Origin of the sequence: Porcibacter vitabionis (genome assembly GCF_046263795.1) — a bacterium.
Classification (GTDB): domain Bacteria; phylum Bacillota; class Clostridia; order Lachnospirales; family Lachnospiraceae; genus Lachnocurva.
Map to the genome: position 1 here is coordinate 108070 of NZ_JBJYZD010000003.1, position 23774 is coordinate 131843.

Annotated in this window: 17 protein-coding genes and 2 tRNA genes; 13 read left to right on the forward strand and 6 right to left on the reverse strand. The window is 48.4% G+C overall.

From position 1 onward, the window contains the following. Positions 1-49: 49 nt before the first annotated feature. The 10 genes from ACKX2L_RS03710 (at position 50) to ACKX2L_RS03755 (ending at position 12174) form a co-directional block, all read left to right on the forward strand. Positions 50-1546 (forward strand): recombinase family protein, encoded by a 1497-nt coding sequence (locus ACKX2L_RS03710; RefSeq protein WP_380782715.1) that lies wholly within the window; start codon positions 50-52, stop codon positions 1544-1546. 100 nt (positions 1547-1646) lie between these two features. Next, the gene (locus ACKX2L_RS03715) at positions 1647-2528 is read left to right on the forward strand and encodes an NYN domain-containing protein (protein ID WP_497550330.1); all 882 of its coding nucleotides are present in this window, start codon (positions 1647-1649) and stop codon (positions 2526-2528) included. Between the two features lie 57 nt (positions 2529-2585). After that, positions 2586-3674: a metallophosphoesterase family protein gene (locus ACKX2L_RS03720; protein ID WP_497550329.1), complete on the forward strand. Its 1089-nt coding sequence runs from the start codon at positions 2586-2588 to the stop codon at positions 3672-3674. Continuing rightward, entirely contained in the window at positions 3674-6337 is a 2664-nt protein-coding gene (locus ACKX2L_RS03725; RefSeq protein ID WP_497550328.1) for an AAA family ATPase, read from the forward strand. Before ACKX2L_RS03720 ends, ACKX2L_RS03725 begins: the two co-directional genes overlap by 1 nt. 65 nt (positions 6338-6402) lie before the next feature. After that, positions 6403-6473: transfer RNA gene (locus ACKX2L_RS03730), tRNA-Gly, on the forward strand. 25 nt (positions 6474-6498) lie between these two features. Next, positions 6499-6571, forward strand: a tRNA-Gly gene (locus ACKX2L_RS03735). Positions 6572-6642: 71 nt separating this feature from the next. Next, positions 6643-7914, forward strand: coding sequence for an ArsB/NhaD family transporter (locus tag ACKX2L_RS03740; protein WP_497550327.1), 1272 nt, complete (start codon positions 6643-6645; stop codon positions 7912-7914). A 143-nt stretch (positions 7915-8057) separates the two neighbouring features. After that, positions 8058-9380: an aspartate aminotransferase type Ic gene (locus ACKX2L_RS03745; RefSeq protein WP_497550326.1), complete on the forward strand. Its 1323-nt coding sequence runs from the start codon at positions 8058-8060 to the stop codon at positions 9378-9380. A 93-nt stretch (positions 9381-9473) separates the two neighbouring features. Next, entirely contained in the window at positions 9474-10088 is a 615-nt protein-coding gene (gene udk, locus ACKX2L_RS03750; RefSeq protein WP_497550325.1) for a uridine kinase, read from the forward strand. 322 nt (positions 10089-10410) lie between these two features. After that, entirely contained in the window at positions 10411-12174 is a 1764-nt protein-coding gene (locus tag ACKX2L_RS03755; RefSeq protein WP_497550324.1) for an ammonium transporter, read from the forward strand. A gap of 147 nt (positions 12175-12321) precedes the next feature. Here ACKX2L_RS03755 and ACKX2L_RS03760 read toward each other — a convergent pair whose 3' ends face one another. From ACKX2L_RS03760 to ACKX2L_RS03770, 3 genes are all read right to left on the reverse strand, one after another. Beyond that, positions 12322-14229 (reverse strand): ABC transporter ATP-binding protein, encoded by a 1908-nt coding sequence (locus tag ACKX2L_RS03760; RefSeq protein WP_497550323.1) that lies wholly within the window; start codon positions 14227-14229, stop codon positions 12322-12324. Between the two features lie 6 nt (positions 14230-14235). Beyond that, on the reverse strand, positions 14236-15969 hold the full coding sequence (locus ACKX2L_RS03765; RefSeq protein ID WP_497550322.1) for an ABC transporter ATP-binding protein: 1734 nt from the start codon (positions 15967-15969) through the stop codon (positions 14236-14238). 85 nt (positions 15970-16054) lie between these two features. Then, on the reverse strand, positions 16055-16555 hold the full coding sequence (locus ACKX2L_RS03770) for a MarR family winged helix-turn-helix transcriptional regulator (protein WP_497550321.1): 501 nt from the start codon (positions 16553-16555) through the stop codon (positions 16055-16057). Positions 16556-16883: 328 nt separating this feature from the next. Between ACKX2L_RS03770 and ACKX2L_RS03775 the strand changes: the two genes are divergently transcribed. Further along, positions 16884-18464: a glucose-6-phosphate isomerase gene (locus ACKX2L_RS03775; protein WP_497550320.1), complete on the forward strand. Its 1581-nt coding sequence runs from the start codon at positions 16884-16886 to the stop codon at positions 18462-18464. Between the two features lie 226 nt (positions 18465-18690). Here ACKX2L_RS03775 and ACKX2L_RS03780 read toward each other — a convergent pair whose 3' ends face one another. Both ACKX2L_RS03780 and ACKX2L_RS03785 read right to left on the reverse strand, forming a co-directional pair. Continuing rightward, positions 18691-18978 (reverse strand): DUF1292 domain-containing protein, encoded by a 288-nt coding sequence (locus ACKX2L_RS03780; protein ID WP_497550319.1) that lies wholly within the window; start codon positions 18976-18978, stop codon positions 18691-18693. A gap of 106 nt (positions 18979-19084) precedes the next feature. After that, positions 19085-20170, reverse strand: a complete 1086-nt coding sequence (locus ACKX2L_RS03785) for a DMT family transporter (RefSeq protein WP_497552637.1) — start codon at positions 20168-20170, stop codon at positions 19085-19087. Positions 20171-20266: 96 nt separating this feature from the next. Between ACKX2L_RS03785 and yfbR the strand changes: the two genes are divergently transcribed. Next, entirely contained in the window at positions 20267-20866 is a 600-nt protein-coding gene (gene yfbR, locus ACKX2L_RS03790) for a 5'-deoxynucleotidase (protein WP_497552638.1), read from the forward strand. A 35-nt stretch (positions 20867-20901) separates the two neighbouring features. Here the strand turns inward: yfbR and ACKX2L_RS03795 are convergent, their stop codons facing one another. Then, a complete protein-coding gene (locus ACKX2L_RS03795) occupies positions 20902-22281 on the reverse strand; it encodes an alanyl-tRNA editing protein (RefSeq protein ID WP_497552639.1) in 1380 nt (459 codons plus the stop codon). A 61-nt stretch (positions 22282-22342) separates the two neighbouring features. Here ACKX2L_RS03795 and ACKX2L_RS03800 point away from each other — a divergent pair, with 61 nt between their 5' ends. Further along, a complete protein-coding gene (locus tag ACKX2L_RS03800; protein WP_497552640.1) occupies positions 22343-23773 on the forward strand; it encodes an MBOAT family O-acyltransferase in 1431 nt (476 codons plus the stop codon). The last annotated feature ends 1 nt before the right edge of the window (position 23774 follow it).

Consider the following 23774-nt stretch of genomic DNA (forward strand, 5'->3'; position numbering starts at 1 on the left):
ACGCCGTTTGTGTGCGTATTCAGTTTTTAACACATTCCCTGTCTATCCGCTGTCCGCAAAACCATTGATTTTATTAGCTTTTTGCCGCTATCGCTATCACACCTCATTATTCCAGCGGCCCGGATTTCAAGCCATGCTTGCAGACATTGAAGCCGGGAAAGTCGGCACCGTCATAGTCAAGGACATGAGCAGGCTGGGGCGTAATTACTTGCAGGTGGGATTTTACACGGAAATGCTGTTCCCTCAAAAGGGCGTGCGTTTTATCGCTGTCAATGACAACGTGGACAGCGCAAACGGCGGCATGGACAATGATTTTACCCCTCTGCGGAACTTATTTAACGAATGGCTGGTGAGAGATACGAGCAAGAAAATCAAGGCAGTAAAGAAAGCAAAAGGCATGAGCGGCAAGCCTGTAACCAGCAAGCCAGTCTATGGCTATCTCATGGACAAGGACGAGAACTATATCGTTGACGAGGAAGCCGCCCCGGTTGTCCGGCAGATTTACCAGCTTTGCCTTGCGGGAAATGGCCCGACCAAGATTGCCCGTATGCTGACGGAGCAGCAAATTCCCACGCCGGGGACGCTGGAATACCGCAGGACGGGCAGCACCCGACGCTACCACCCCGGCTATGAGTGCAAGTGGGCGACAAACACCGTCGTCCATCTGCTGGAAAACCGGGAGTACACTGGCTGTCTGGTAAACTTCAAGACGGAGAAGCCCTCTTACAAGGTCAAGCACAGCGTTGAGAACCCCATCGAGAAGCAGGCTATCTTCCCAAATCACCATGAGCCGATTATCGACACGGAAACATGGGAGCGTGTGCAGGAGTTACGCAAGCAGCGAAAACGCCCGAACCGCTATGATGAAGTGGGGCTGTTCTCTGGTATGCTGTTCTGCGCCGACTGCGGCCATGTGCTGTATCAGCAGCGGTATCAGAACAAGAACCGCAAGCAGGACTGTTATATCTGCGGCAGCTACAAGAAGCGTACCCGTGACTGTACGGCACACTTTATCCGCACCGACCTTTTGACGGCGGGCGTGCTTTCCAATCTCCGGCAAGTGACGGAATACGCCGCCAGGCATGAGAGCCGCTTTGTAAAGCTGCTCATCCAGCAGAACGAAATCGGCGGCAAGAGAAAGACCGCCGCAGCCACGAAGCAGCTTGAACAGGCCCAGACACGCATTGCCGAAGTGAACCGCATTATCAAGCGGCTGTATGAGGACAATGTAAGCGGCAAAATCAGCGACGAGCGTTTCATGGAGCTGTCGGCGGACTATGAGCAGGAGCAGCGGGAACTGAAAGACCGGGCTGCCGCTTTGCAGGAGGAACTTTCCAAGTCGCAGGCCGCCACCGTCAACGCCGAGAAATTCATGGGGATTGTGAGAAAGCACCTTGCTTTTGAAGAATTGACCCCCACCCTCTTGCGGGAAATGATTGAGAAAATCGTCGTGCATGAGTGCAGCTATGACGAGAACGGCACCCGCAGGCAGGACATTGAGATTTATTACAGCTTTGTCGGCAAGATAGACTTGCCGGAAGCCTAACGCCTGACCTATCCGACACAGCCCTAAGTGCCGGATAGGAACGGCAAAATTTTTTACACTTCTATTACTTCTTTATCGCACATTAGCAAATGCAGAGGAAGTGATTCAAAAGATCGCATATGATTATAAAACCGACAGTACCCATCCCTATCAGAATATTTATGTGCATCGGGAATATCTGACGGAGGAAGAAGCCTTGGAGAGAGACGAGGCTAATATTCAGGATGAGGACAGCCACGATCCTATGCGGCCCCAGAACCTCCGCTATGAGAATGGAGATAAGGGCCTGGTCGATATTTCACCGGAAAAGAAAGACTCTTATCAGGGCTATGGGGGATTGGAGGAAGATCTAAAGCGGATTTTTGAAGCAACCTATGGTAAAATAGAGAGAAAAGATCTGGGTCAGGCATTAAACCGGGATTTTGACCGGGAAAAGGCAGACCGGATCAGGGAAGAAGCAAAGGAAGCCTATCTTTTGACCCATCCGGCAGAGAAAAAACGCCGGGAAGAGAAACAGAAGGCAAAAGCAAAAAAGAAGCAGTATGTCCTGGTGGATGCCTATAATGTGATCTTTACGACCCCGGAATTAAGGGATCTGTCGAACAAAAATATGGATGCGGCCAGAGGAAAGCTTCTGGATCTTTTATCGAATTATCAGGGCCATCTGGGCTGTACTTTGATTGTTGTTTTTGATGCCTATAAGGTTAAGGGCAATCCGGGTGCAGGCAGCCACTGGAACAATCTCTATGTTGTTTATACCAGGGAAGCCCAGACGGCAGATGCCTATATCGAGCGGACGACTCATGAGATCGCCGGCCGGGAGGATGCGGACATTACCGTGATCACCTCCGATGGCCTGGAACAGATGATCGTTGTCGGAGAAGGAGCAAGGCGGATCTCGTCGAGAGAGTTTGAAAAGGAGCTGGAACGGGTCAATACTCTTGGCCTGGAGCGTTATCGAAGCCAGAATCCCGGCACATAACAGGGACAGGAAGTCCGGATTTGGCTTTCGCCGGAAAATGAATAGAGAGGGTAGCATTTGAAACTGATTCATGTCGCAGATCTCCATCTGGATTCCAAGATGGAAAGCAATCTGCCTGGGGAAAAGGCGAGGGAGAGGAGAGAAGAACTCCTTCAAACATTTGAACGGATGCTGGAATTTGCATCGTCGAACCGGGTCCGCGCTATTTTGATCGCGGGCGATTTCTTTGACAAAAAGCATGTTCGAAAAAGCGTCCGAAGACGAGTCTTGGAAGATATTCGTCAGCACACGGAGATGGATTTCCTCTACCTCAGAGGAAACCACGATGACTCCGATTTCTTACTCGATGAGCAGCCGGAGGAGATACCGGAGAATCTGAAGCTTTTCACGGCAGACTGCTGGACCAGCTATTCTTACGATGATCTCGTCATCACCGGTCGGGAGATCAATGCAGACAATGTCCAGCATCTTGCGACCAATCTGGTTTTGGATCAGGCCAAGACCAATATTGTTATGCTCCATGGCCAGGAGTCCGAAAATGACGGTTCCGGCCGGGCAGAGATCATCAATCGGAATGATTTCAAGGGCAAGAATATCGATTATCTGGCTCTGGGCCATATTCATTCCTATAAAGAAGGCAGGCTGGATGACCGGGGCATTTTTGCCTACAGCGGCTGTCTGGAAGGCAGAGGATTTGATGAGTGCGGGAAAAAGGGCTTTATCCTTCTTGACGTGGAAGAGGGACGGGTAGAAACAGAATTTATTCCCTTTGCCCGCCGGACCCTTCATGAGGTCCATATCGATCTGACACCGGATATGGAGATGCCGGATCTGATCCGGGCTTCGGAAGATGCCCTGCAGTCTATCCCTATGGATGATCTGGTCAAACTTGTTTTTAACGGAAAGATCCATATGGACATGGATCTGGATCTGGACAGGATTCGTATGCACTTTGAGGATCGTTTTTATTTCGTCAAGGTAGAGGATAAGACAACGGTTCAGATCGATTACGAGAGTTTTCGGAATGATCCTTCTCTCAAAGGGGAATTTGTTCGTCTCATGGAAGAGGAAGATCTGCCGGAGGAAGAAAGAGCGGCCATTATTGAAACCGGTATGCGGGCCATTATGGGGGAGGACATCGACTGATGAGACTTGAGAAATGCTATATCAGTGGTTTTGGCCGACTGAAGGACCTGGAATTTGAATTTCAGCCGGGATTGAATGAGATCCTCGAGGAAAATGGCTGGGGGAAAACAACCTTTACTGTTTTTATCAAGGCGATGTTTTTCGGTATGGAATACAGCCCGAGACGGAAAACCCTTACGGAACGGGAACATTATATGCCCTGGTCTCAGGCCCCCTACGGGGGAAGCCTTACATTTTCCACAGAGACCGGCAGCTATCGGATCGAGAGAACGTTCGGGAAGAAGGACACAGAGGATACTTTCCGTCTGATCGACCTTCAGACCGGCATGGAGTCCGATGCCTATAGTAAGGAGATCGGTCAGGAACTCTTCGGCTTGGATCGGGAATCTTTTGAAAAAAGTATTTTTGTCCCGCAGTCGGCACCACAAACGGTGATGACCGACAGTATCAATGCGAAGATGGGCGGCTTGTCTTATGTCAGGGATGATATCAATTCCTTTGAACAGGCGATCAGCCGCCTGGACGATGCCAGGAAAACATATACCAGAACATCGAAGGCGAATCCGGGCTCTCTTGTGAAGATCCGGGACGAAATTCGAAAGAAGCAGGCGATCGTGGAGGAGATCCCGGTTCTGACGGAGGCTTATGAGCAGAAAAAGGAACAACTGAAAAAGCGTGAGGCGGATCTTCTGTCTCTGCAGTGGGAAAAGGCCAAGCTGAGCCAGGATATCGCAGAGCGCAGCAAGATGGAGCAGGCTCTGGGCGCCTATCATGAGAAGACGCAGGTTCTGGAAAAGGATCGGGAGGAACTGTCCGGATTGGATGATTTCTTTGCCAGAGGAATTCCGGACCGTGACCAGGAGTCCGGGATGGAGGAACTGGAAGCCAATCTGGCCATCCTCAGGGCAAGTCTGGGAAGCTACAGAGAAAAGCTTCCGGCCATGGAAGAACAGAGCCGCTTGAGCCGTCTTTTTTCCTCTTCCATGCCCGAAGAGGAGGATCTCTCCTCCTATCAGAAAAGGGCCGACCGCCTGGGAGAACTTCGACTGCAGAGCAAGCGGACAACGCTCAGCGAAGAAGAGACGAGAGACCTCCAGGAACTTTCGGATTACTTTAAGTCAGATCGTCCGTCAAGGGATGAGCTGACCATGATCCAGGAAAAGGAACAGGAGAGACAGCAGCTCCTGGGACAGAAAAAAATCCTGGAAGAAAACTATGAGAAAAAAGAGGAAAAGCTGGGGAGAACGACAAACTCCAAAGGGATCCGATCCCTTCTTACGGGCTTATTCTTTGTTTTCCTGGCCGGCGGCATCATCTTCTACATTGCTTTAGGAAGTCAGGAAAAAATAGCTCTGTCGATTTCCTGCTTTGCCATTGCCCTGGTTCTTCTCTTATCCCGCCTGATCCTTGGCCTTCAGGTCCGCCGCAGAGCAAAGGATTTGAAACTTCGGAACGAAAAGGAAGAGAGCGAGTATCAAAAGAAGATCGAAGAGATCACGGAGTCCATAGAACAGTCGGAAAAACTGGAAAAACGGTTTCTGGAGCGTTACCCGGGCGAAGAGCCTCAGATCCTGGATCGGGTTCGTGAGGTTCAGAGAAAATTCGATCGTTATGTCACTTTGCAGCAGAGGGAGAAAGAAAGCTTGAGTGCGGCAGAAAGTGTGCTGGATCAGCTCTCTGAGGAACAGCTTTCCCTTTATACGGAGTTACAGTACTATGCCAATGCCTATGGCATGGATCTCTATCATGATGCCAATGAAAGAGAACTTCTGACCAAATTGGCACAAGATCGGTCGGCAAAGCTTGCTCTGGATCAGAATCTGAAGGAGATCCGAGAGCTGGAGACGAAGATCCGTGAAAAACAGGACCGTCTGACGGATTATCTGAATCGTTTTCCCTTCCCGGATGAGATGGCGGATCAGACGGATAAGGAAAAGCTCTCTGAGGTGCGAAGACGTAGAGAGCGTTATGACGACCTGATGGAACAGACAAAGAAACTGTCAGAAGAACTTGGGGAGATGAAGGGGCAGATCAGGCTTCCCGAAGACCAGGAGCTTGTCCCTGTCGAAAAGATGCAGGAAAAACAAGCTGCCATGGACCAGGAGATCCAGGATCTGAACCGCTTCATCCAGACGGATATCGAAGAAGTGAATGAAAGCTCGGAGGCCCTGGTAAATCATGAGGATGAGAGAGACCGTCTTGCAGATGATCTGGAGGAAGAAAAGCGGCTGAATCGGCGGCTCAGCATCATTACAAAAACCAAGGATTATCTGGATACCGCGAGGACCCGTTTCCTCTCTCGTTATATGGAACCGCTTCAGGAGGGGATGAAGACCTATTTAAGAGAGATGTTCCCGGATGAGCCGATTGATTTCAGCGAAGATGATTTCGAACTGGATATGAATCTTGGGATCCAATTTCAGTATCGTGGGCAGACAAAGTCTTCCACCTATTTAAGTGCCGGCTACCGGGATCTGACGGCTTTGGCAGCCCGTTTTGCCCTGGTGGATGTCCTTTATCACAGGGAACAGCCGATTCTGATTCTGGATGATCCACTGACCAATCTGGATCAGGAGAAGGTGAAGTCTGGCTTGGAACTCTTGAAGAAACAGGGAGAGAAGAGGCAGATCCTATATTTTACCTGCCATGAGAGCCGACTCTAAAGTGCTTGACTTTTTGTGTCGATTTCACTAATATAGAATCGTTGCGGGACATTTCGCAGCGATATGCGGGTGTAGTTCAATGGTAGAACACCAGCCTTCCAAGCTGGATACGTGGGTTCGATTCCCATCACCCGCTCTCATACTATAATCAAGTATACTATGCGCGAGTGGCTCAGTTGGTGGAGCATAACCTTCCCAAGGTTGGGGTCGCGGGTTCGAGTCCCGTCTCGCGCTTTCTGTTTAACAGGCAGCGAATGTAATAAACATTTACTGCCTTTTTTATTAGAAAAAAGGAGATAGGACTTATGAAAACGGCTGCAATCATACTCTTTATTGCCATGTATGCCTTGATGATCATCCTTCCGGAGAAATGGAGACCCAGGATCGCCTGTGCGGTTGCACTTGTCTTTCTGATCCTTGGCATTCTGCCTTGGGGAGAACTCTTTTTTGTCATCGACTGGAATATCCTTCTTATGATCTTCGGTACTGTAGTTATCGTGGATTACTTCATACAATCGAAGATGCCAAACTACCTGGCAGATAAGCTTCTGGATCTGGCACCTAATGTGATGTGGGTGACGATCTTGATGTCCCTCTTTGCCGGCATTGTTTCAGCCTTTATCGATAATGTGGCAACAGTCTATATGATCGCTCCGGTAGGACTTGCCATTTGTAAGAAGCTGAAGATCTCGCCGGTTCCTATGATCATCAGTATTGCGGTATCCTCCAATTTGCAAGGCGCTGCAACACTTGTCGGCGATACAACATCGATCATGCTGGCAGGAGCTGCCAGGATGGACTTCAATGATTTCTTCTGGTTCCGCGGCAGGCCCGGTGTCTTCTTTGCCGTTGAAGTCGGAGCCATTCTTACCATTCCGATCATGATGTTTCTTTTCCGGAAACAAAAAGAGCCGGTCGCAGCAGAAGAATATACGAGTGTTACAGACTATATCCCGACCATCGCCATGGTTGGACATATTGTCTGCCTGATTGCAGCATCCTTTATCCCCAACAAGCCGGAGACCACCAATGGCTGGATCTGCATGGTCTGGGGTATCGGCTGCATCGTTGCCGAATATATCCGGACCCGGGATAAGGGAAATATGATTTCGAACCTGAAGAATGTCGATTACCAGACGATTTTCCTTCTGGCAGGTCTGTTCGCTGTCATCGGTGGGATCACCAATATGGGGATCATCCAGGATATCTCAAAATTCATTATTAAAGCCGGCGGCAATAATTACTTCCTGCTCTATACGATCGTGGTCTGGGGCTCTGTCCTGATCTCAGCTTTTATTGACAATATCCCCTATGTGGCAACCATGCTGCCGGTCATCGGGGCAGTCGCAGGCAGTCTTGGCGTGGAACCTTACCTCCTCTATTATGGGCTTCTGATTGGGGCCACCCTGGGTGGAAATATAACCCCGATCGGTGCTTCTGCTAATATTGCCGGGACCGGCCTCCTTCGAAGAGAGGGATATGAGGTCTCTTTCGGACAGTTTATGCGGATCGGTCTTCCTTTCACTCTGGCAGCGGTCCTTGGAGGATACGGATTCCTCTGGCTGACCTGGAGATAAGTGAAAAAATAGCCGGGATTATTGCATTTTCTGATTTCGACTGCGATAATACAAATGATACCTGGCGTAGGAACAAGTGCGGAAAAGGCTTAGATTTCAATAAATCCATGAAGGAAGGCGGATCCCGTGGCAAGGAGGCATTTGTGAAAGCTTATCAGGAAATGACCAAAGAAGAACTGGAGAAGACGGTAACCGATCTGAAGAAGGAATACACGAAGTTTCAGGCAATGGAACTGACTCTGGATATGAGCCGTGGAAAGCCTTGCAAGGAGCAGCTGGATCTGTCCATGGGACTGATGGATGCCCTGAACAGCAGTGCGGATATGACTTGCGAAGATGGTACCGACTGCCGGAATTATGGTGTTCTGGGAGGTATTCGGGAAGCCAAGGAACTCATGGGTGACATGATGGAGAACAATCCGGATAATATTATTATCTATGGAAACTCCTCTCTGAATGTGATGTATGACTGTATCTCCCGGTCCATGACACATGGTGTTATGGGGAATACCCCCTGGTGCAAACTGGATAAGGTCAAATGGCTTTGCCCGGTGCCCGGTTATGACAGACATTTCAGTATTACGGAGTACTTTGGCATTGAGATGATCAATGTACCGATGACGAAAACCGGACCCGATATGGACATGGTAGAGAAACTGGTTTCTTCGGATGAAGCAATCAAAGGAATCTGGTGTGTGCCGAAGTATTCCAATCCACAGGGATACTCTTATAGTGATGAGACAGTCCGCCGTTTTGCACGTCTGAAACCGGCCGCCAAGGACTTCCGGATCTATTGGGATAATGCTTACGGCATCCATCATCTCTATGACAAGAATCAGGATTATTTGATCGAGATCTTAGCAGAGTGCAAGCGTGCCGGAAATCCGGACCTGGTTTATAAATTCGCATCTACATCGAAAGTTACTTTCCCGGGCAGCGGCATCGCGGCTCTGGCAACTTCTTCTAATAACCTGGATGATATCAGAGAACAGATGCGCCACCAGACCATCGGATACGACAAGGTCAATCAGCTTCGCCATGTCCGTTATTTCAAGGATATCCATGGCATGGTAGAGCATATGAGAAAGCATGCAGATATCATCCGTCCGAAGTTCGAAATGGTGGAGGAAACTTTTGAGAAGAATCTGGGCGGACTCGGGATCGGAAGCTGGACCAAACCGAATGGAGGTTATTTCATCAGCTTTGAGACCATGCCCGGATGCGCCAAGGAAGTGGTCAACCGCTGCAGAAAGGCCGGCGTCAAATTGACCGATGCCGGAGCAACTTTCCCTTATCATAAGGATCCCAAGGATAGTAATATCCGGATTGCACCGACCTATCCGCCCATCAATGATCTGAAAACGGCGGCAGAACTTTTTACACTCTGTGTAAAACTGGTTAGCGCACAGAAGCTTCTGGCAGAGGGAGGCTATGGTCAGAAGGCAGAAAAGCCGGTGAAGAAATAAAGATACGGCACTTGTGAAGGAAAGACCCTTAACTGTCTGCTCGTGATAGGGAGACGAAACTTAGAGCAGACAGGAAAATTTGAAGGAGAGTTTATGAACGGCGTATATGTCGTAGGTATTGCAGGAGGATCTGCATCCGGGAAGACAACCATTGTCAGTATGATCAAAGAGGCATTTGGCGAGGACATTGTTGTGATCAGCCATGACTCCTATTATAAGGCACATGATGAACTGCCTTTTGATGAGAGATCAAGGTTAAACTATGACCATCCCAATGCTTTTGATACCAATCGGATGATTTCTGATATCAAGCGATTGAAGAACAATGAGGAAATTGATGTGCCGGTCTACGATTATACGATCCATAACCGTACAGATCAGACCATTCATGTAGTGCCGAAGAAAGTCATCATTGTAGAGGGCATTCTGATCCTGGAAAATGCCGGCTTGAGAGATCTTATGGATATTAAGGTCTTTGTGGAAACGGATGCGGATGAACGGCTCATGCGTCGAATCCGGCGGGATGTCACGGAAAGGGGCCGGTCGGTCGAATCCATACTGAACCAGTATGCTCAGACGGTAAAACCTATGCATGAACAGTTTGTAGAGCCGTCGAAGAAATATGCGGATATTATTATTCCGCGAGGCGGAGAGAATCTTACCGGTATCAATATTCTGATGGAGCACTTAAAGAATATGCTTCGCTAATCCTTCCGGATTCTCTGAGATGACTATGGACTGAGAGATTCTTCAAAATTCTAAAAAATCCATAAATTCTTTCTTGACAAAAACATAAGAAAGCCATATATTAACAATCAACAGAGAGCAATGACGTTCTTTTCTTAAGTCACATGCTCTCTGTTTTTTGTTTTATTAAGACTGCAAAGGCGCTGTCTTCACGGGAATCCGGATCCCTGGAGATAGTGCCTTTTCCTTTTGCTTTAAAGTGTGCAGAAAAGGAAAGCTGTGACAGCAAAAAGGGCTGCAGTCAAGGAGAGGAAAGGAAAAGATAAGAAAGGAGACTTGAGTCATGAAATTTGAAATGACAACAGTCATTTGGATGCTGGTCGGCACAGCCCTGGTCTACTTCATGCAGGCTGGTTTCGCCCTCTGTGAAGCGGGTCTGACCAGAGCGAAGAACACCGGAAATATCCTGATGAAAAACATGATGGACTTCTGTATCGGAACCCCTTGTTTCTGGGTCATCGGATTTGGCCTTATGTTTAACGGAACCGGAGCCCTGATCGGACAGTTTGATCCTCTGATCCGGGCAAGTTACACATCCCATAATAGTGTTGTTCCTGGCACAGTACCCCTCTGGTGCTTCGTGATCTTCCAGACCGTATTCTGTGCAACCGCAGCGACCATTGTTTCCGGATCCATGGCAGAGCGGACCAACTTCAAAGCCTACTGTGTTTACTCTGCAGTGATCTCTCTGATCGTCTATCCGATCAGCGGTCACTGGATCTGGGGTGGCGGCTGGCTTTCCGGCCTTGGCTTCCATGATTTCGCAGGTTCCACCTGTGTACATATGGTCGGAGGTTTGATCGCCTGCCTGGGCGCATATCTGCTTGGACCCCGGATCGGAAAGTATGATAAGAATGGAAAGGCCAGAGCGATTCCCGGACACAATCTGACAGCAATGGCTCTTGGCGTATTTATCCTTTGGTTCTGCTGGTTCGGATTCAACGGTGCATCCACCCAGGCCATGAACAGTGATGCAGCAGCCGTTAGTGCTTCACTTGTATTCTTCAATACCAACCTCGCTGCAGCAGTTGCAACGGTCGTTACGATGATCTTCACCTGGATCCGCTACGGAAAGCCTGATGTTTCCATGACTTTCAACGCATCCCTGGCAGGCCTTGTAGCAATCACCGCTCCCTGTGACTGTGTCAGCCCGGTCGGTGCTTTCTTTATCGGTCTGGTATCCGGTATCCTGGTTGTCTTTAGTGTTGAGTTCTTCGATAATGTAGCTAAGATTGATGACCCTGTCGGTGCCGTTTCCGTCCATATGGTAAACGGAATGTGGGGCACCATCGCAGTCGGTCTCTTCTCAACCGGAGCAGATGGCGTCGGCAAGGGCCTCTTCTACGGAGGTGGTTTCCATCAGCTGGGCGTTCAGGCTTTGGGCCTTGTTTCCGTTGCAGCCTATGTTCTGATTATTATGCGGATCGCCTTCTTTATTATTGATAAGACCATTGGACTTCGTGTTCCGGCCAATGTCGAGATCGAAGGATTGGATATCCACGAACATGGTCTTGCAAGCGCATATTCCGGTTTTGCCATCACGGATGTTACCGATATCAGTCTGGATCCGAACGAGAATACCGATCTTGGCGAGGATGAATTCGATAAGGCATCGGATGCGCAGAAAAGTGCCGCAGTCAAAGTCTATAAGGCACCGGAAACAGCTGCAGTCGGTCCGGTCGAAGCAGATACAGAAGTTCATAAGGTTTCCATTATCTGCCGCCTGGATCACTTCGACCGTCTGAAGAAGTCCTTGAATGAACTCGGTGTCAGTGGTATGACCGTTACCCAGGTCATGGGCTGTGGGATTCAGAAGGGATCTATGGAACGTTATCGTGGTGCCGTAGTAGACTCAACCCTTCTTCCTAAGATCAAGCTTGAAGTGATTGTGGCCAAGATCCCTGTGGACTCCGTTATCGAAACGGCCAAGAAAGCCCTCTACACCGGTCATATCGGAGATGGTAAGATCTTCGTATATAACGTTCACCGTGTTGTTAAGGTAAGAACCGGTGAGGAAGGTGTTGCAGCCCTCCAGGACGTCGAATAAAAGCTTCTGCATGATATGGAAAAAGGGGCTGTGAAATAATCAGCTCATGAAAAAAAGAGAAGGGGCTGTGAAAAAATGAGATCATCATTTTTTCACAGCCCCTTTTTTGTCCAGAGTCAAAAGCAGCTTTTGACTTGATGTTTGTCTTTATTCCAGTTCAAAAGCACCGGTATAGAGCTGATAGTAAACACCCTTCTGTGCCAGAAGCTGATCATGGGTTCCACGCTCAATGATATGACCATGATCCAAAACCATGATGGCATCGGAATTTCGTACGGTCGAAAGACGATGGGCAATCACGAATACGGTCCGCCCCTTCATCAGGTTGTCCATTCCCTTCTGTACCAGGGCTTCGGTCCGGGTATCAATGGAGGAAGTCGCCTCATCCAGGATCATAGCCGGAGGATCGGCAACAGCCGCCCGGGCAATGGAAATGAGCTGTCTCTGTCCTTGGGAAAGCTCGGATCCGTTATCGGTCAGCATCGTCTGATAACCATCCGGTAAACGGCTGATGAAGTCATCGGCATTGGCAAGCTTTGCAGCATTGATACAGTCATCGTCACTGGCGGATAGATTTCCGTACCGGATATTGTCCATGACCGTTCCGGTAAAGAGATTGACATCCTGGAGGACGATACCGAGAGAACGTCTGAGGTCCGGTTTTTTGATTTTATTGATATTGATGCCGTCATAGCGGATCTTGCCATCCGGAATATCATAGAAACGGTTGATCAGATTCGTGATTGTGGTCTTACCGGCGCCGGTCGCACCGACGAAAGCGATCTTCTGACCGGGTTTTGCATAGAGGCTGATGTCATAGAGGATCTGCTTGTCGTCTGTATATCCGAAGTCGACATGTTCCATTTGGATATCTCCGGTCAACCTGGTATAGGTGGTTGTATTGTCGGCTTCGTGATAATGCTTCCATGCCCAGAGATTGGTTTTATGGTCAGTCTCTGTGAGATTTCCATTGGCATCTTCTTCGGCATTCACCAGAGTGACATAGCCTTCATCTTCTTCCGGCTTCTGATCGATCAATTCGAAGACACGGTCTGCGCCGGCAAGGGCCATGGCAATCAGAGGAACCTGCATGGAAACCTGTCCTATGGTCTGGGACAGCTGACGGGCAGCGCCGAGGAAGGAGATGATAATACCGGCCGTCATGACACCTATGCCGGAAAGCCCTATATTTGGCGCATGGCCAAAGGCCATCAGAGCCCCGGCAAAAGCAATGGCGACGTACATGAGGTTTCCGATATTTCCGACGATAGGCATTAAGACGTTACCGGATCGATTGGCCTCGTTACTGTCATGGAAGAGGTCTTCATTTAAACTGTTAAAATCCCGGATGGTTTGATCCTCATGGACGAAGACCTTTACGACTTTCGTGCCCTCAAGCATCTCCTCCACGAAGCCTTCTTCTTTGGCCAGGGACTTTTGCTGCTTCATCATGTATTTGGCGGAGTGGGTGGAATATTTCTTTGAGACAGAGAGGATCAGAAAAATGAAGCCCGCTGTGATCAGAGAGAGCCAGAAACTGTAAGAAAGCATCAGGATGACAATGGCCAGGATGGCAAGAAGTGACTGGAAGATCATCGGAGCACTCTGGCCGATCATCTGTCGGATGGCATCGGTATCGTTGGTATAAGTCGACATGATGTCTCCATGGGCATGGGTGTCGAAATACTTGATGGGCAGGCTTTCCATATGGTTAAACATGTCATCCCGGAGATTCTTCAGGGTTCCCTGGGTGACGGTCGCCATGATCCTGGTATAGAGGAAATTGGCTAAGATACCAATCAGATAGATCGATGCCATGGAAAGAATATTGGCAGTAAGTTTACCGGCAACGGAGGCCATGCCGTTTTTCAGGCCCGGTGTGATGCAATCGTCGATCAGCCGCTGTAAAAAAACATTTGCAACAGTAGAGGAAATACCGGCAAAGACAATACAGATCATAACGACGATCAGACGGCCTTTATAATGTTTGGCAATATATTGTAAGAGCCGCTTACCGGTTCCTTTCTTTCCGGCGGAAAGTTTCTTCTTTTCCATAGTCACTCAGGCCTCCTTTCTGGTTTGAGAATCATAGATTTCGCGATAGATGCCATTCGCCTGCAGAAGCTCATCGTGGGTGCCTTCCTCGACGATCCTGCCCTTGTCCATGACGATGATATGATCACAGTCCTGGACGGAAGAGATTCTCTGGGCAATAATGATCCGGGTAGTATCCGGGATCTTTTCTTCCATGGCCTTTCGGATCAGAGCATCGGTCTTGGTATCCACAGCCGAAGTGGAATCATCGAAAATCAGGATCTTCGGCTTCTTTAACAGGGCTCTGGCAATGCAGAGACGCTGTTTCTGACCGCCGGAGACATTGGAGCCGCCGCGTTCAATCCAGGTATCGTATTTTTGAGGGAATTGTTCGATAAATTCATCTGCCTGAGCCAGCCGACAGGCATTCACAATGTCCTCATCGCTGGCCTTTGGATCACCCCAGTGCATATTATCCTTAATCGTTCCGGAGAACAGGACATTCTTCTGGAGAACAACCGAAACCTGATCGCGGAGACTGTCCAGGTCATAATCCCGTACATCGATTCCGCCGACCTTGACGGATCCCCGGCTTACATCATAGAGACGGGAGATGAGCTGGATCAAAGTTGTCTTGGAAGATCCGGTGCCGCCGATAATACCAAGGGTGGAGCCGGAGGGAATGGTCAGAGAAATGTCAGACAGGGCATCTCTTTTCGCTTTCTCAGAGTAGCGGAAGGAAACATGATCGAAGACGACCTCGCCGTTTTTTACTTCTTTTTCTCCGTTTTCGGGAGAAACCAGGGTGCTCTGATAGGTGAGGACTTCCGCAATACGTTCAGCACTCTCTTCAGACATAATGATCATTACGAAGACCATGGAGATCATCATCATAGAGATTAAGATCTGGACTCCATAGGTAATGAAGGACGACAGCTGACCGGTCGTAAGGGAAGAACCGTGGGACAGTATGATGATGCGTGCTCCGAGGAAGGAAACCAGAAGCATTGCAGTATAGATCGCTGTCATCATAATAGGTGAGTTCAGAGCCAATATTTTTTCGACATGTGTAAAATCCTTCTGGATGTCTGCGGATCTTTTGCCAAATTTCTTCTTTTCATAATCCTCACGAACAAAGGATTTCACAACGCGGATCCCGTTGACATTCTCTTGAACCGAATCATTCATTGCATCATATTTCTTAAAGATCCGAACGAAGATGGGATGTACGAAAGCTGCGATTCCAAGCAGAGCAATCGCCAGGACAGGCAGAATGACAATAAAAATAAGAGACATCCTTGCGTTGATTCTTAATGTCATAATTACTGCAAAGATAATCATGAAGGGTGCCCGGATCAAGGCCCGGATGATCATGGAATAGGCGTTCTGTACATTGCTTGTATCCGTTGTCATTCGAGTGACCAGGGAGGAAGTGGAGAATCGATCCACATCGGCAAAGGAGAAGGTCTGGATATTGGAGAACATATCCTTTCTTAAATTCTTTGCAAAGCCGGTTGCTGCTTTAGCGGCCTGAATGGCAGCCATGCGTCCGCAATAGAGAGAGCACATAGCCAGAGCAACTAAGAGGATTCCATCCATGAGGATGGGTTTCATGCTGCTGCCGTTCATGTGGTCGATCAGAGATGCCATGACAAGGGGGATGATACATTCGAAGATGACTTCGAATGCAACGAAGACCGGCGACAGGATCGAGGGCTTCTTGTATTCCCGGATGCTTTTCGACAGTGTTTTTACTACCATTTTGAAATGCGTCCTTTCTAAGAAAATAAGATGATGATTCCTATACACATGAAAAAACAGGGGGATCCTTCTTTCGAATCTCTTGTCAGCTTTCCAAACCCTGTTTGCTTTTGGTATTCATAAGAGAAGCCAGCATTGGGAAGGTATTTGTTTCAAAATATTCCCGGTTCTCTGTCAGATTTAAAAGGAGGTGCTCCAGGAGAGAATCCAGTTCTGTGATTTCTGCTTGAGAAAAATCAGAGAGAAGGAGATTCTCGATCTTCTTTCGCCCTTCCATGACAAGCGCACGGTGTTCCATGGCCCGGTCTGTCAGGGTGACGATCCGGTTCCTTTTGTCTCTCTTATCAATTTCAGAGGTCACATATCCATTCTTTTCCAGACGGTGGATCAGACCACTGACAGTGGGATGAGAGACACCAAGCTGCTTCTCGATCTCCTTCTGTGTTGCCTGCCCCTGGTTTACATATAAAGTCTTTAAAACGTGAGCCTGAGAGAAGGTGAGGCCCCACTTTTTCAGATTCTCGCCGAAGTTGTATTCCAGGAGTCGGTTGATCTGCAGTAAATGCATAAAAATTCTATTTTCCATAGACATTCCAAGATCTCCTAATTAAAAAGTAGCGTGCTACAGATCAAAACCGTAGCATGCTACAATATACCATTCGAATCAAAACTTGTAAAGCCAGGATCCGGATCCTTTATGAAATTTTAATAAATGTAGGATTACTGATTATAAGTTGAAAGAAATGGATACCATACGAAAGCCCTGAGCGGAGGATGGGATGGGAACGATTTCAAAAAATCATGGAAAAATCCCTTCTTATAGGATATAATCCATAAGGAAAATAATAAGTTTTAAGTCCATGGGATTTGTTGTGGATTTTCTTGAACACAAATCAGAATCGGAGGTATTTACTATGATCGAGTGGAAGAATCTGGATAGCCTGACTTCCTTTCATGAATTGGAAAAGGCAAAGCGTGTTGATCTCGTTGATGCAATGTCAGGTGAGAAGGGCAGAGAGCGGGTCAAGAAGTATTCGGTAGACGGCGCCTGCGGCTTTCGTTACAACTATGCTGCCAAGGCAGTAGATGACCAGATCCTTTCCATTTTAAAGAAACTTGCTGAAGAAGCACAGCTTGCTGAGAAATTCGAAGATCTCTATAACGGTGACGTAGTCAATACCGGAGAGAAGCGCCTGGTTCTCCATCATCTGACCCGCGGTCAGCTGGGAAAGAAGGTAGAAGCAGATGGCGTTGATAAGCGGGCTTTCTACCTGGAGCAGCAGAAGCGGATCGCAGACTTTGCCAATAAGGTCCATGCCGGTGAGATCACCAATGCCAAGGGTGAAAAGTTTACAACCGTTGTACAGATCGGTATCGGTGGATCCGATCTCGGCCCGAGAGCCATGTATCTGGCACTGGAGAATTGGGCTAAGAAGCAGGGCTGCTTCCATATGGAAGCAAAGTTCATTTCAAATGTAGACCCGGACGATGCTTCCCAGGTTCTCGCCTCCACCGATGTCGCTCACGCAATTTTCATCCTGGTAAGTAAGTCAGGTACCACATTGGAGACCCTGACCAACCAGGCATTCGTTATGGATGCATTGAAGAAGGAAGGCCTGGATCCGGCAAAGCATATGATCGCTGTTACATCCGAGACTTCTCCTCTGGCTCATAGCAAGGACTTCCTGGATGCCTTCTATATGGATGATTATATCGGCGGCCGTTATTCCTCTACTTCCGCTGTCGGCGGAGCCGTTCTCTCTCTGGCTTTCGGACCGGAGGTGTTCGCAAGCTTCTTGAAGGGTGCTGCAGAAGAGGATGAGAAGTCCAAGGAGAAGGATCCTTTAAAGAATCCGGCTATGCTGGATGCACTGATTGGTGTCTATGAGAGAAATGTTCTCGGTTTCCCGAGCACCGCTGTTCTGCCTTATTCCCAGGCTTTGATCCGTTTCCCGGCCCATCTCCAGCAGCTGGACATGGAGTCCAACGGCAAGTCCGTCAACCGTTTCGGCGAGAGACTTTCCTATGTGACCGGACCGGTTCTTTTCGGCGAACCGGGTACCAACGGTCAGCATTCCTTCTATCAGCTTCTGCATCAGGGAACCAATATTGTTCCCCTGCAGTTCGTCGGCTTCAAAAAATCCCAGCTTCAGAACGACGTCGAGATCCAGGGCTCTACCAGCCAGCAGAAGCTCTGCGCCAATGTTGCAGCCCAGATCGTAGCCTTCGCCTGCGGAAAGAAGGATGAAAACACCAACAAGAACTTCGAAGGAAACCGTCCTTCCAGTATTCTTGTCGGCGAGGAAGTAAATCCCGAGACCCTGGGTGCACTTCTGGCTCATTTCGAGAACAAGGTTATGTTCCAGGGCTTCCTTTGGAATGTCAACTCTTTTGACCAGGAAGGCGTTCAGCTTGGGAAGACCCTTGCAAAGAAGGTCCTGGCCGGCGATACCGACGGGGCTCTGTCTGAATATGCCAAGCTTCTTGAGATCTAAGTGAAGGATCTGTATTCATACAATCCGAACGAGAAGAGAATCTGTATTGAAATATAGACCGGTTCTCTATGGAGTACAGGAGTCGAAAATAGAAGAGCATCGAAATAAGATTCGTGCAAAAAAAGAGAGCGGGTGGAAAATTCCATCCGCTCTCTTTTTCTAAGCAGGCTTGTTCGGAAGCAATGGGAAGACTCTCCGACCGGCCGCTTTTAGCTTCTTTTGTTTCTCAGGCAAAACGAAAGACGTCCTTGTAATCTTCCTTAAAGACATCGAAGACAGCCTGGAGAATATCCTCGTCCTCTACGCTGTAGAGCATACCTTCTTCCTCCCCCTCGGTGATATATTCGGCGATGACGACGTGGCCGCCGGGAGCTGTCAGTTCTGCCTCCGGAACCAGGACGATATAAGTCCTGCTCTGATAGAAGACTTCCTCGAGATAGTGGTATTCCACATCGTTTCCACTTTCGTCCTTCAAAACGATCATGCTGTCCTTGTAGGCGTCATTTGTACTCATATTTTCTCCTTTTTCTGTTGTTTTTTTGCAGTTTTTTAACTTTGTATTCCTGCTGATTCGTATTAGTATCAGTATCAGTTCTTATCAATATTCATTTAAATCAGAATCATTTTGTATTCTGACTGGTCACTTCTGCTGTCTGGTTTACATTTCTCTTCGCCTGGCGGTTGACCAGGTTGATTCCGATAGCTATGAAAATGAGGGACAGGAGGTAATTCCAGTTCAGGCCTTCTGTTTCTCCGAGGAAGAGGGCCGATAGCAGAACTCCGAAGACCGGGTTCATGAAACCGTAGACCGAGACCAGACTGACATCATTGTATTTTAACAGGATGGTCCAGATCGTGTAGGCAGCCATGGAAATGAAGGCCAGATAGAGGAAGAGAAGGAAAGATCCGGGCGTCAGGCTCTTGGGCCGGGCGCCGGCAAGCATGGCACCGACCGACAGAATCAGGCCGCCGATCAGGAACTGCCAGCCGGAAAGAAGGACCGGATCCGACTTTCGGGAAAAAATCTTGGCAAAGATCGAAGAGAAGGAATAGGTGATGGCCGAGCAGAGGATCATGCCTTCTCCGATCCAGGTCATATGAAAGTTAAAGCCGCCGCCGTTCAGATTCACAAGAACGACACCGAGAAAACCTAGGATACAGCCTAAAATCTTCCGCCCGGTCAGCTTCTCCATCCGAAAGAGGAGAGAAGCGGACAGGATGGACAGGAAAATCGAAAGGGAGTCTACGATCGAGGTGTTGACGCCGCTGGTGTGGGCGATTCCTATATAATAGAAGAAATACTGACCGACTGTCTGGAAAAGGCAGAGCCAGAGAATAGAGGGAAGCTCCTGCTTTTTGGGGATCAGGGGCTTCTTTTTGAGAAGGCTTCCGACGATTATTACAAGAATTCCGGCCAGGGCAAAGCGGCAGCCGGCAAAGAGGATCTGATCGGCAGTCTGATCCGGCCGGATGGCAAAGAGCTTCATGCCGATTTTTACACAGGGAAAGGCCGAGCCCCAGAGGGCACAGCAGATCATGGCACCGAAGAATACAACGATGCGCTTCTGAAGGAAGGTTTTTCGTTTTAACTGCTTCTCTTCGGAAGACTGCTTTGCATTCTGCCTGGGCAGGGTTTCCTGGGAAGACTGGTATGGATTGCTTTTGGATGGGGCCTCATTTGGAGATATATTGTTTTTCGTATTCATTTGTATTGCCTTATTTGTATTTCTGTTGTCTTATTCTTTTAAAAAGTATAGGATTTTTATAGATTTTATGATAGAGGAAAAATCCCGGGAGGTCTTATGAGTAGTTTCTTTGCAACGATTTCAAGAATGAAGTATATCGAGCGCTGGGCCCTGATGCGGTCGAGCCGGCCGGAATCCTTAAGCGAGCACAGTCTTGAGGTGGCAATGATTGCCCATGTACTGTGTCTGATCGGAAACCGCCGTTTTGGGAAAACGCTGGATGCCGAGAAAGCAGCCCTGATCAGTATCTATCATGATGCTTCGGAAATCATCACCGGTGACATGCCGACCCCGGTCAAGTATTCCAATCCGACGATTCGAAATGCCTATAAGGATGTAGAGAGTCATGCGGAAGATCAGCTGACCCGTCTGTTACCCAAAGACTTGCAGGAAGATTTTTCTGAAATCTTCCATGGAGATCACAGTCCTGAGGAGGACTACGTGCGCCATCTGGTCAAAGCTGCTGACAAGATCTCGGCATTGATCAAGTGTATAGAGGAAGAAACAGCCGGAAATACAGAGTTTCGAACGGCCAGACAGACGCTTGAAGAGGCGGTATCCTCCATGCGAAAGGATTATCCGGAAGCAGACGTCTTCTGTAAGGAGTTTTTGCCGGCCTATGGGAAGACTCTGGATGAACTGCTATCGGACAAATAAATTCCTCATCCCGGAAAAGGCTTCCGTAAAAATTCTTATTGCAGGGATCCCCAGAATTTCCGCAGGTCCTTTTCACTGGCCCAAAGGGAACCCTGGATCATCGCTGCCTGGCCACCGCCTCTGGCCTTAAAATTCTGACTCAGAAGCTTCTGTAATTCGCGAAGATCTCTGTTTTTTGCACCGGAACCTATGATATAGGAATATTCACGGGACGGATCCTCTTCTTTTGCAGAATGATCCTCAGAAGCCTTCTCTTTTGGAAAGAAGATGGCTGAGATTCCGCAGTGATCTGTCATTAATTGATTCACAGACCGGCGGATCTGGTTGGCAGAAGAGATCTCGGTGAATAGAAGCGGATTTCTTTCGGAAGACGGGATCGCCAGGATCTTCTGCTCTAAAAGTTTCCCTTCCGCCTCATTCAAGGAAGCCTGCAGGCGGGCCTTTTCCTCCATCAGATCCTTGATCCGGCCGGCCAGGGAGAGGACCGGAAGTTTTAAGAGATGGGAGATCTGATCCAACTCCTTCTGCTTAGCCCGATAATCTGCTTCTGCCCGCTCGCCGCAGAGGATGGACAGGCGGACACCGCCCTTATAATTCATAAAGGAAATGACCTTTAACAGGCCGATCTCCGCTGTACTCCTGACGTGGGGCGCACAGCAGGCACAGACATCACAGCCAGGGATGGTAACGATTCGGATCGGACCGGTAAGTTCCTTCTTGCTTCGGTAATTCATATGGTCCAACTCTTTTTCGTCCGGGTAGCGGCATTCAATCGAGACATTCTGGCGAATCCAGTCGTTTGCCTCTATTTCGAGTTTTTCGATATCTTCTGCAGTAAGCTTTCCATTGTAATCCATGGTGACTTCATTGTCGGATAAATGAAAACCGACATTTTCATAGCCAAAATACTTATGAACCAGTCCGGAGAAAATATGTTCTCCGCTATGATTCTGCATATTGGAGAAGCGGTAATCAAATGAAATGATTCCGTGGACCCTTGTAGCGGGATCAACTTCCTGGGCCAGAACATGGCGAATCACTGCATTATCCGAACCATTTTCATCTATTTGGACATCCAGGACCGGAAGGATCAGGGAGAAACCAACCATGAGAAGGCCCCTGTCACAGGTCTGCCCGCCTTCTTCCGGGAAGAAGAGTGTTTGATCCAGAATGACTTCATAGAAGGCATCCGCTTCGGACAGAAGCCCCGGCGCGGTCTCTAATATAAGAGCTCTTTCTTTCAGCCTTTTTATTCTCTCGGGATCTTTGATTTTCCGGCAGGATATGACTTCGGCATCGAAATCTGAAGCATAGGCATCCCTGTCATATAACTTGATCGTCTTCGTAATCTGTCCTCCTATGGGTAAGCTGCTCTCTGATTGTTCATTTTCTAAATTCCTTGTACAGTATAACAAATAATCAAAGATTTATGATATAATTCAGTTTCGCAATATCAATCGTTTTTAGGGTTTTATTATGGCTTTTACAGATATTTTCTTTTTGATGCGTTTTCTGCCGGTCTTTCTGATCGTTTATTATCTTGCGCCCAACAAGTATAAGGATGCCATCCTCTTTATCGGTTCTATTGTCTTTTATGGATATGGGGATCGGAGAATGGTTTTCCTCTTATTGGGACTTACCATAGTCAATCACTTTCTTGGCAAGGCTTTGGTCAAGCCGAGAGGAATTTCCATTATAGAAGATGGCGGTGGAGTCGGCTACGAAAAAATCAGCATTCTGCCTGCTGTCAAGAGAAATGAAAATGATGTCAGCCGTAAAGTTTTACTGGCCGTCGCGGTAATTTTGGATGCGGGAGTTCTTACTTTCTTCAAGGTCAGGGCTCTTCGCGTGGCAGGTGCAGGTCTTCCCCTGGGCCTGAGTTTTTACATCTTCAAAATGATTTCTTACCAGGCAGACCTCTATACCGGAAAAATTCGTATCACGCCGAGTTTTTGGCGTACAGCGGCTTATTTCACTATGTTCCCGCAGATTGCGGAGGGCCCGATCATGCGTTACAGCGAGGGCGGCTTCGATGATCTGAAAGGACGGAGATATACCTTCTCAAACTTTGAAAGAGGCGTAGAGCAGGCAGTTGCCGGATTGGCGATGAAGGTTCTTCTGGCGGACCGGATCGGTATTCTTTGGAATGAGATCTCAAAGATTGGTTTTGAGAGTATCTCGACACCTCTGGCCTGGATGGGAGCCTTTGCTTATACCTTCCAGCTTTATTTCGATTTCTGGGGCTATTCCCTGATTGCATCCGGTGTCGGCATGATGCTGGGATTTCCGGAAGTCATCAACTTCGACCATCCCTATGCCGCCAAAAATATCGGGGATTTCTACCGCCGCTGGCATGCAACGCTGGGAAGCTGGTTTCGGGATTATATCTATATTCCAATGGGAGGAAGCCGGACCGCTACATGGAAGATCATTCGAAATCTTCTTGTTGTCTGGGCAATTACCGGTCTCTGGCATGGCGGAACCCTGAATTTCTTGATCTGGGGTCTTGTCCTCGGTCTGATCATTATTCTGGAAAAATTTGTTTTCAAAACAGGGATGAAGAAGTTCCCTCTCTGGGGGCATCTGCATGTTTGGATCCTGATTCCTCTGACCTGGGTGGTTTTTGCAGTCCCGGATCTGAAAGAGCTTCTTATGTATTTTGCCAGACTCTTCCCCTTCTTCCACAAGGGGCAGTCTATGGATCCTATGGACTGGGCGATCTATCTGAAACAATATGCTCCTTTCTTTGCGGCAGCTATCGCCCTTTGCATTCCTGCAGTAAGCCAATGGCTTCGGGCGCACAGAAAGAATCCGGCGGTGGTGATCGGCAGCCTGATTCTCTTCTGGATCTCTATCTATTTCTCTGTCACAAGTCAGGGAAATACCTTCATGTATTTCAGTTTTTAAT

Coding starts and splice junctions, on each gene's coding strand:
- ACKX2L_RS03775 (WP_497550320.1), top strand. CDS start 16,884: ATGATCGAGTGGAAGAATCTGGATAGCCTGACTTCCTTTCATGAATTG.
- ACKX2L_RS03800 (WP_497552640.1), top strand. CDS start 22,343: ATGGCTTTTACAGATATTTTCTTTTTGATGCGTTTTCTGCCGGTCTTT.
- ACKX2L_RS03770 (WP_497550321.1), bottom strand. CDS start 16,555: ATGGAAAATAGAATTTTTATGCATTTACTGCAGATCAACCGACTCCTG.
- ACKX2L_RS03760 (WP_497550323.1), bottom strand. CDS start 14,229: ATGGAAAAGAAGAAACTTTCCGCCGGAAAGAAAGGAACCGGTAAGCGG.
- ACKX2L_RS03740 (WP_497550327.1), top strand. CDS start 6,643: ATGAAAACGGCTGCAATCATACTCTTTATTGCCATGTATGCCTTGATG.
- ACKX2L_RS03755 (WP_497550324.1), top strand. CDS start 10,411: ATGAAATTTGAAATGACAACAGTCATTTGGATGCTGGTCGGCACAGCC.
- yfbR (WP_497552638.1), top strand. CDS start 20,267: ATGAGTAGTTTCTTTGCAACGATTTCAAGAATGAAGTATATCGAGCGC.
- ACKX2L_RS03785 (WP_497552637.1), bottom strand. CDS start 20,170: ATGAATACGAAAAACAATATATCTCCAAATGAGGCCCCATCCAAAAGC.
- udk (WP_497550325.1), top strand. CDS start 9,474: ATGAACGGCGTATATGTCGTAGGTATTGCAGGAGGATCTGCATCCGGG.
- ACKX2L_RS03765 (WP_497550322.1), bottom strand. CDS start 15,969: ATGGTAGTAAAAACACTGTCGAAAAGCATCCGGGAATACAAGAAGCCC.
- ACKX2L_RS03725 (WP_497550328.1), top strand. CDS start 3,674: ATGAGACTTGAGAAATGCTATATCAGTGGTTTTGGCCGACTGAAGGAC.
- ACKX2L_RS03780 (WP_497550319.1), bottom strand. CDS start 18,978: ATGAGTACAAATGACGCCTACAAGGACAGCATGATCGTTTTGAAGGAC.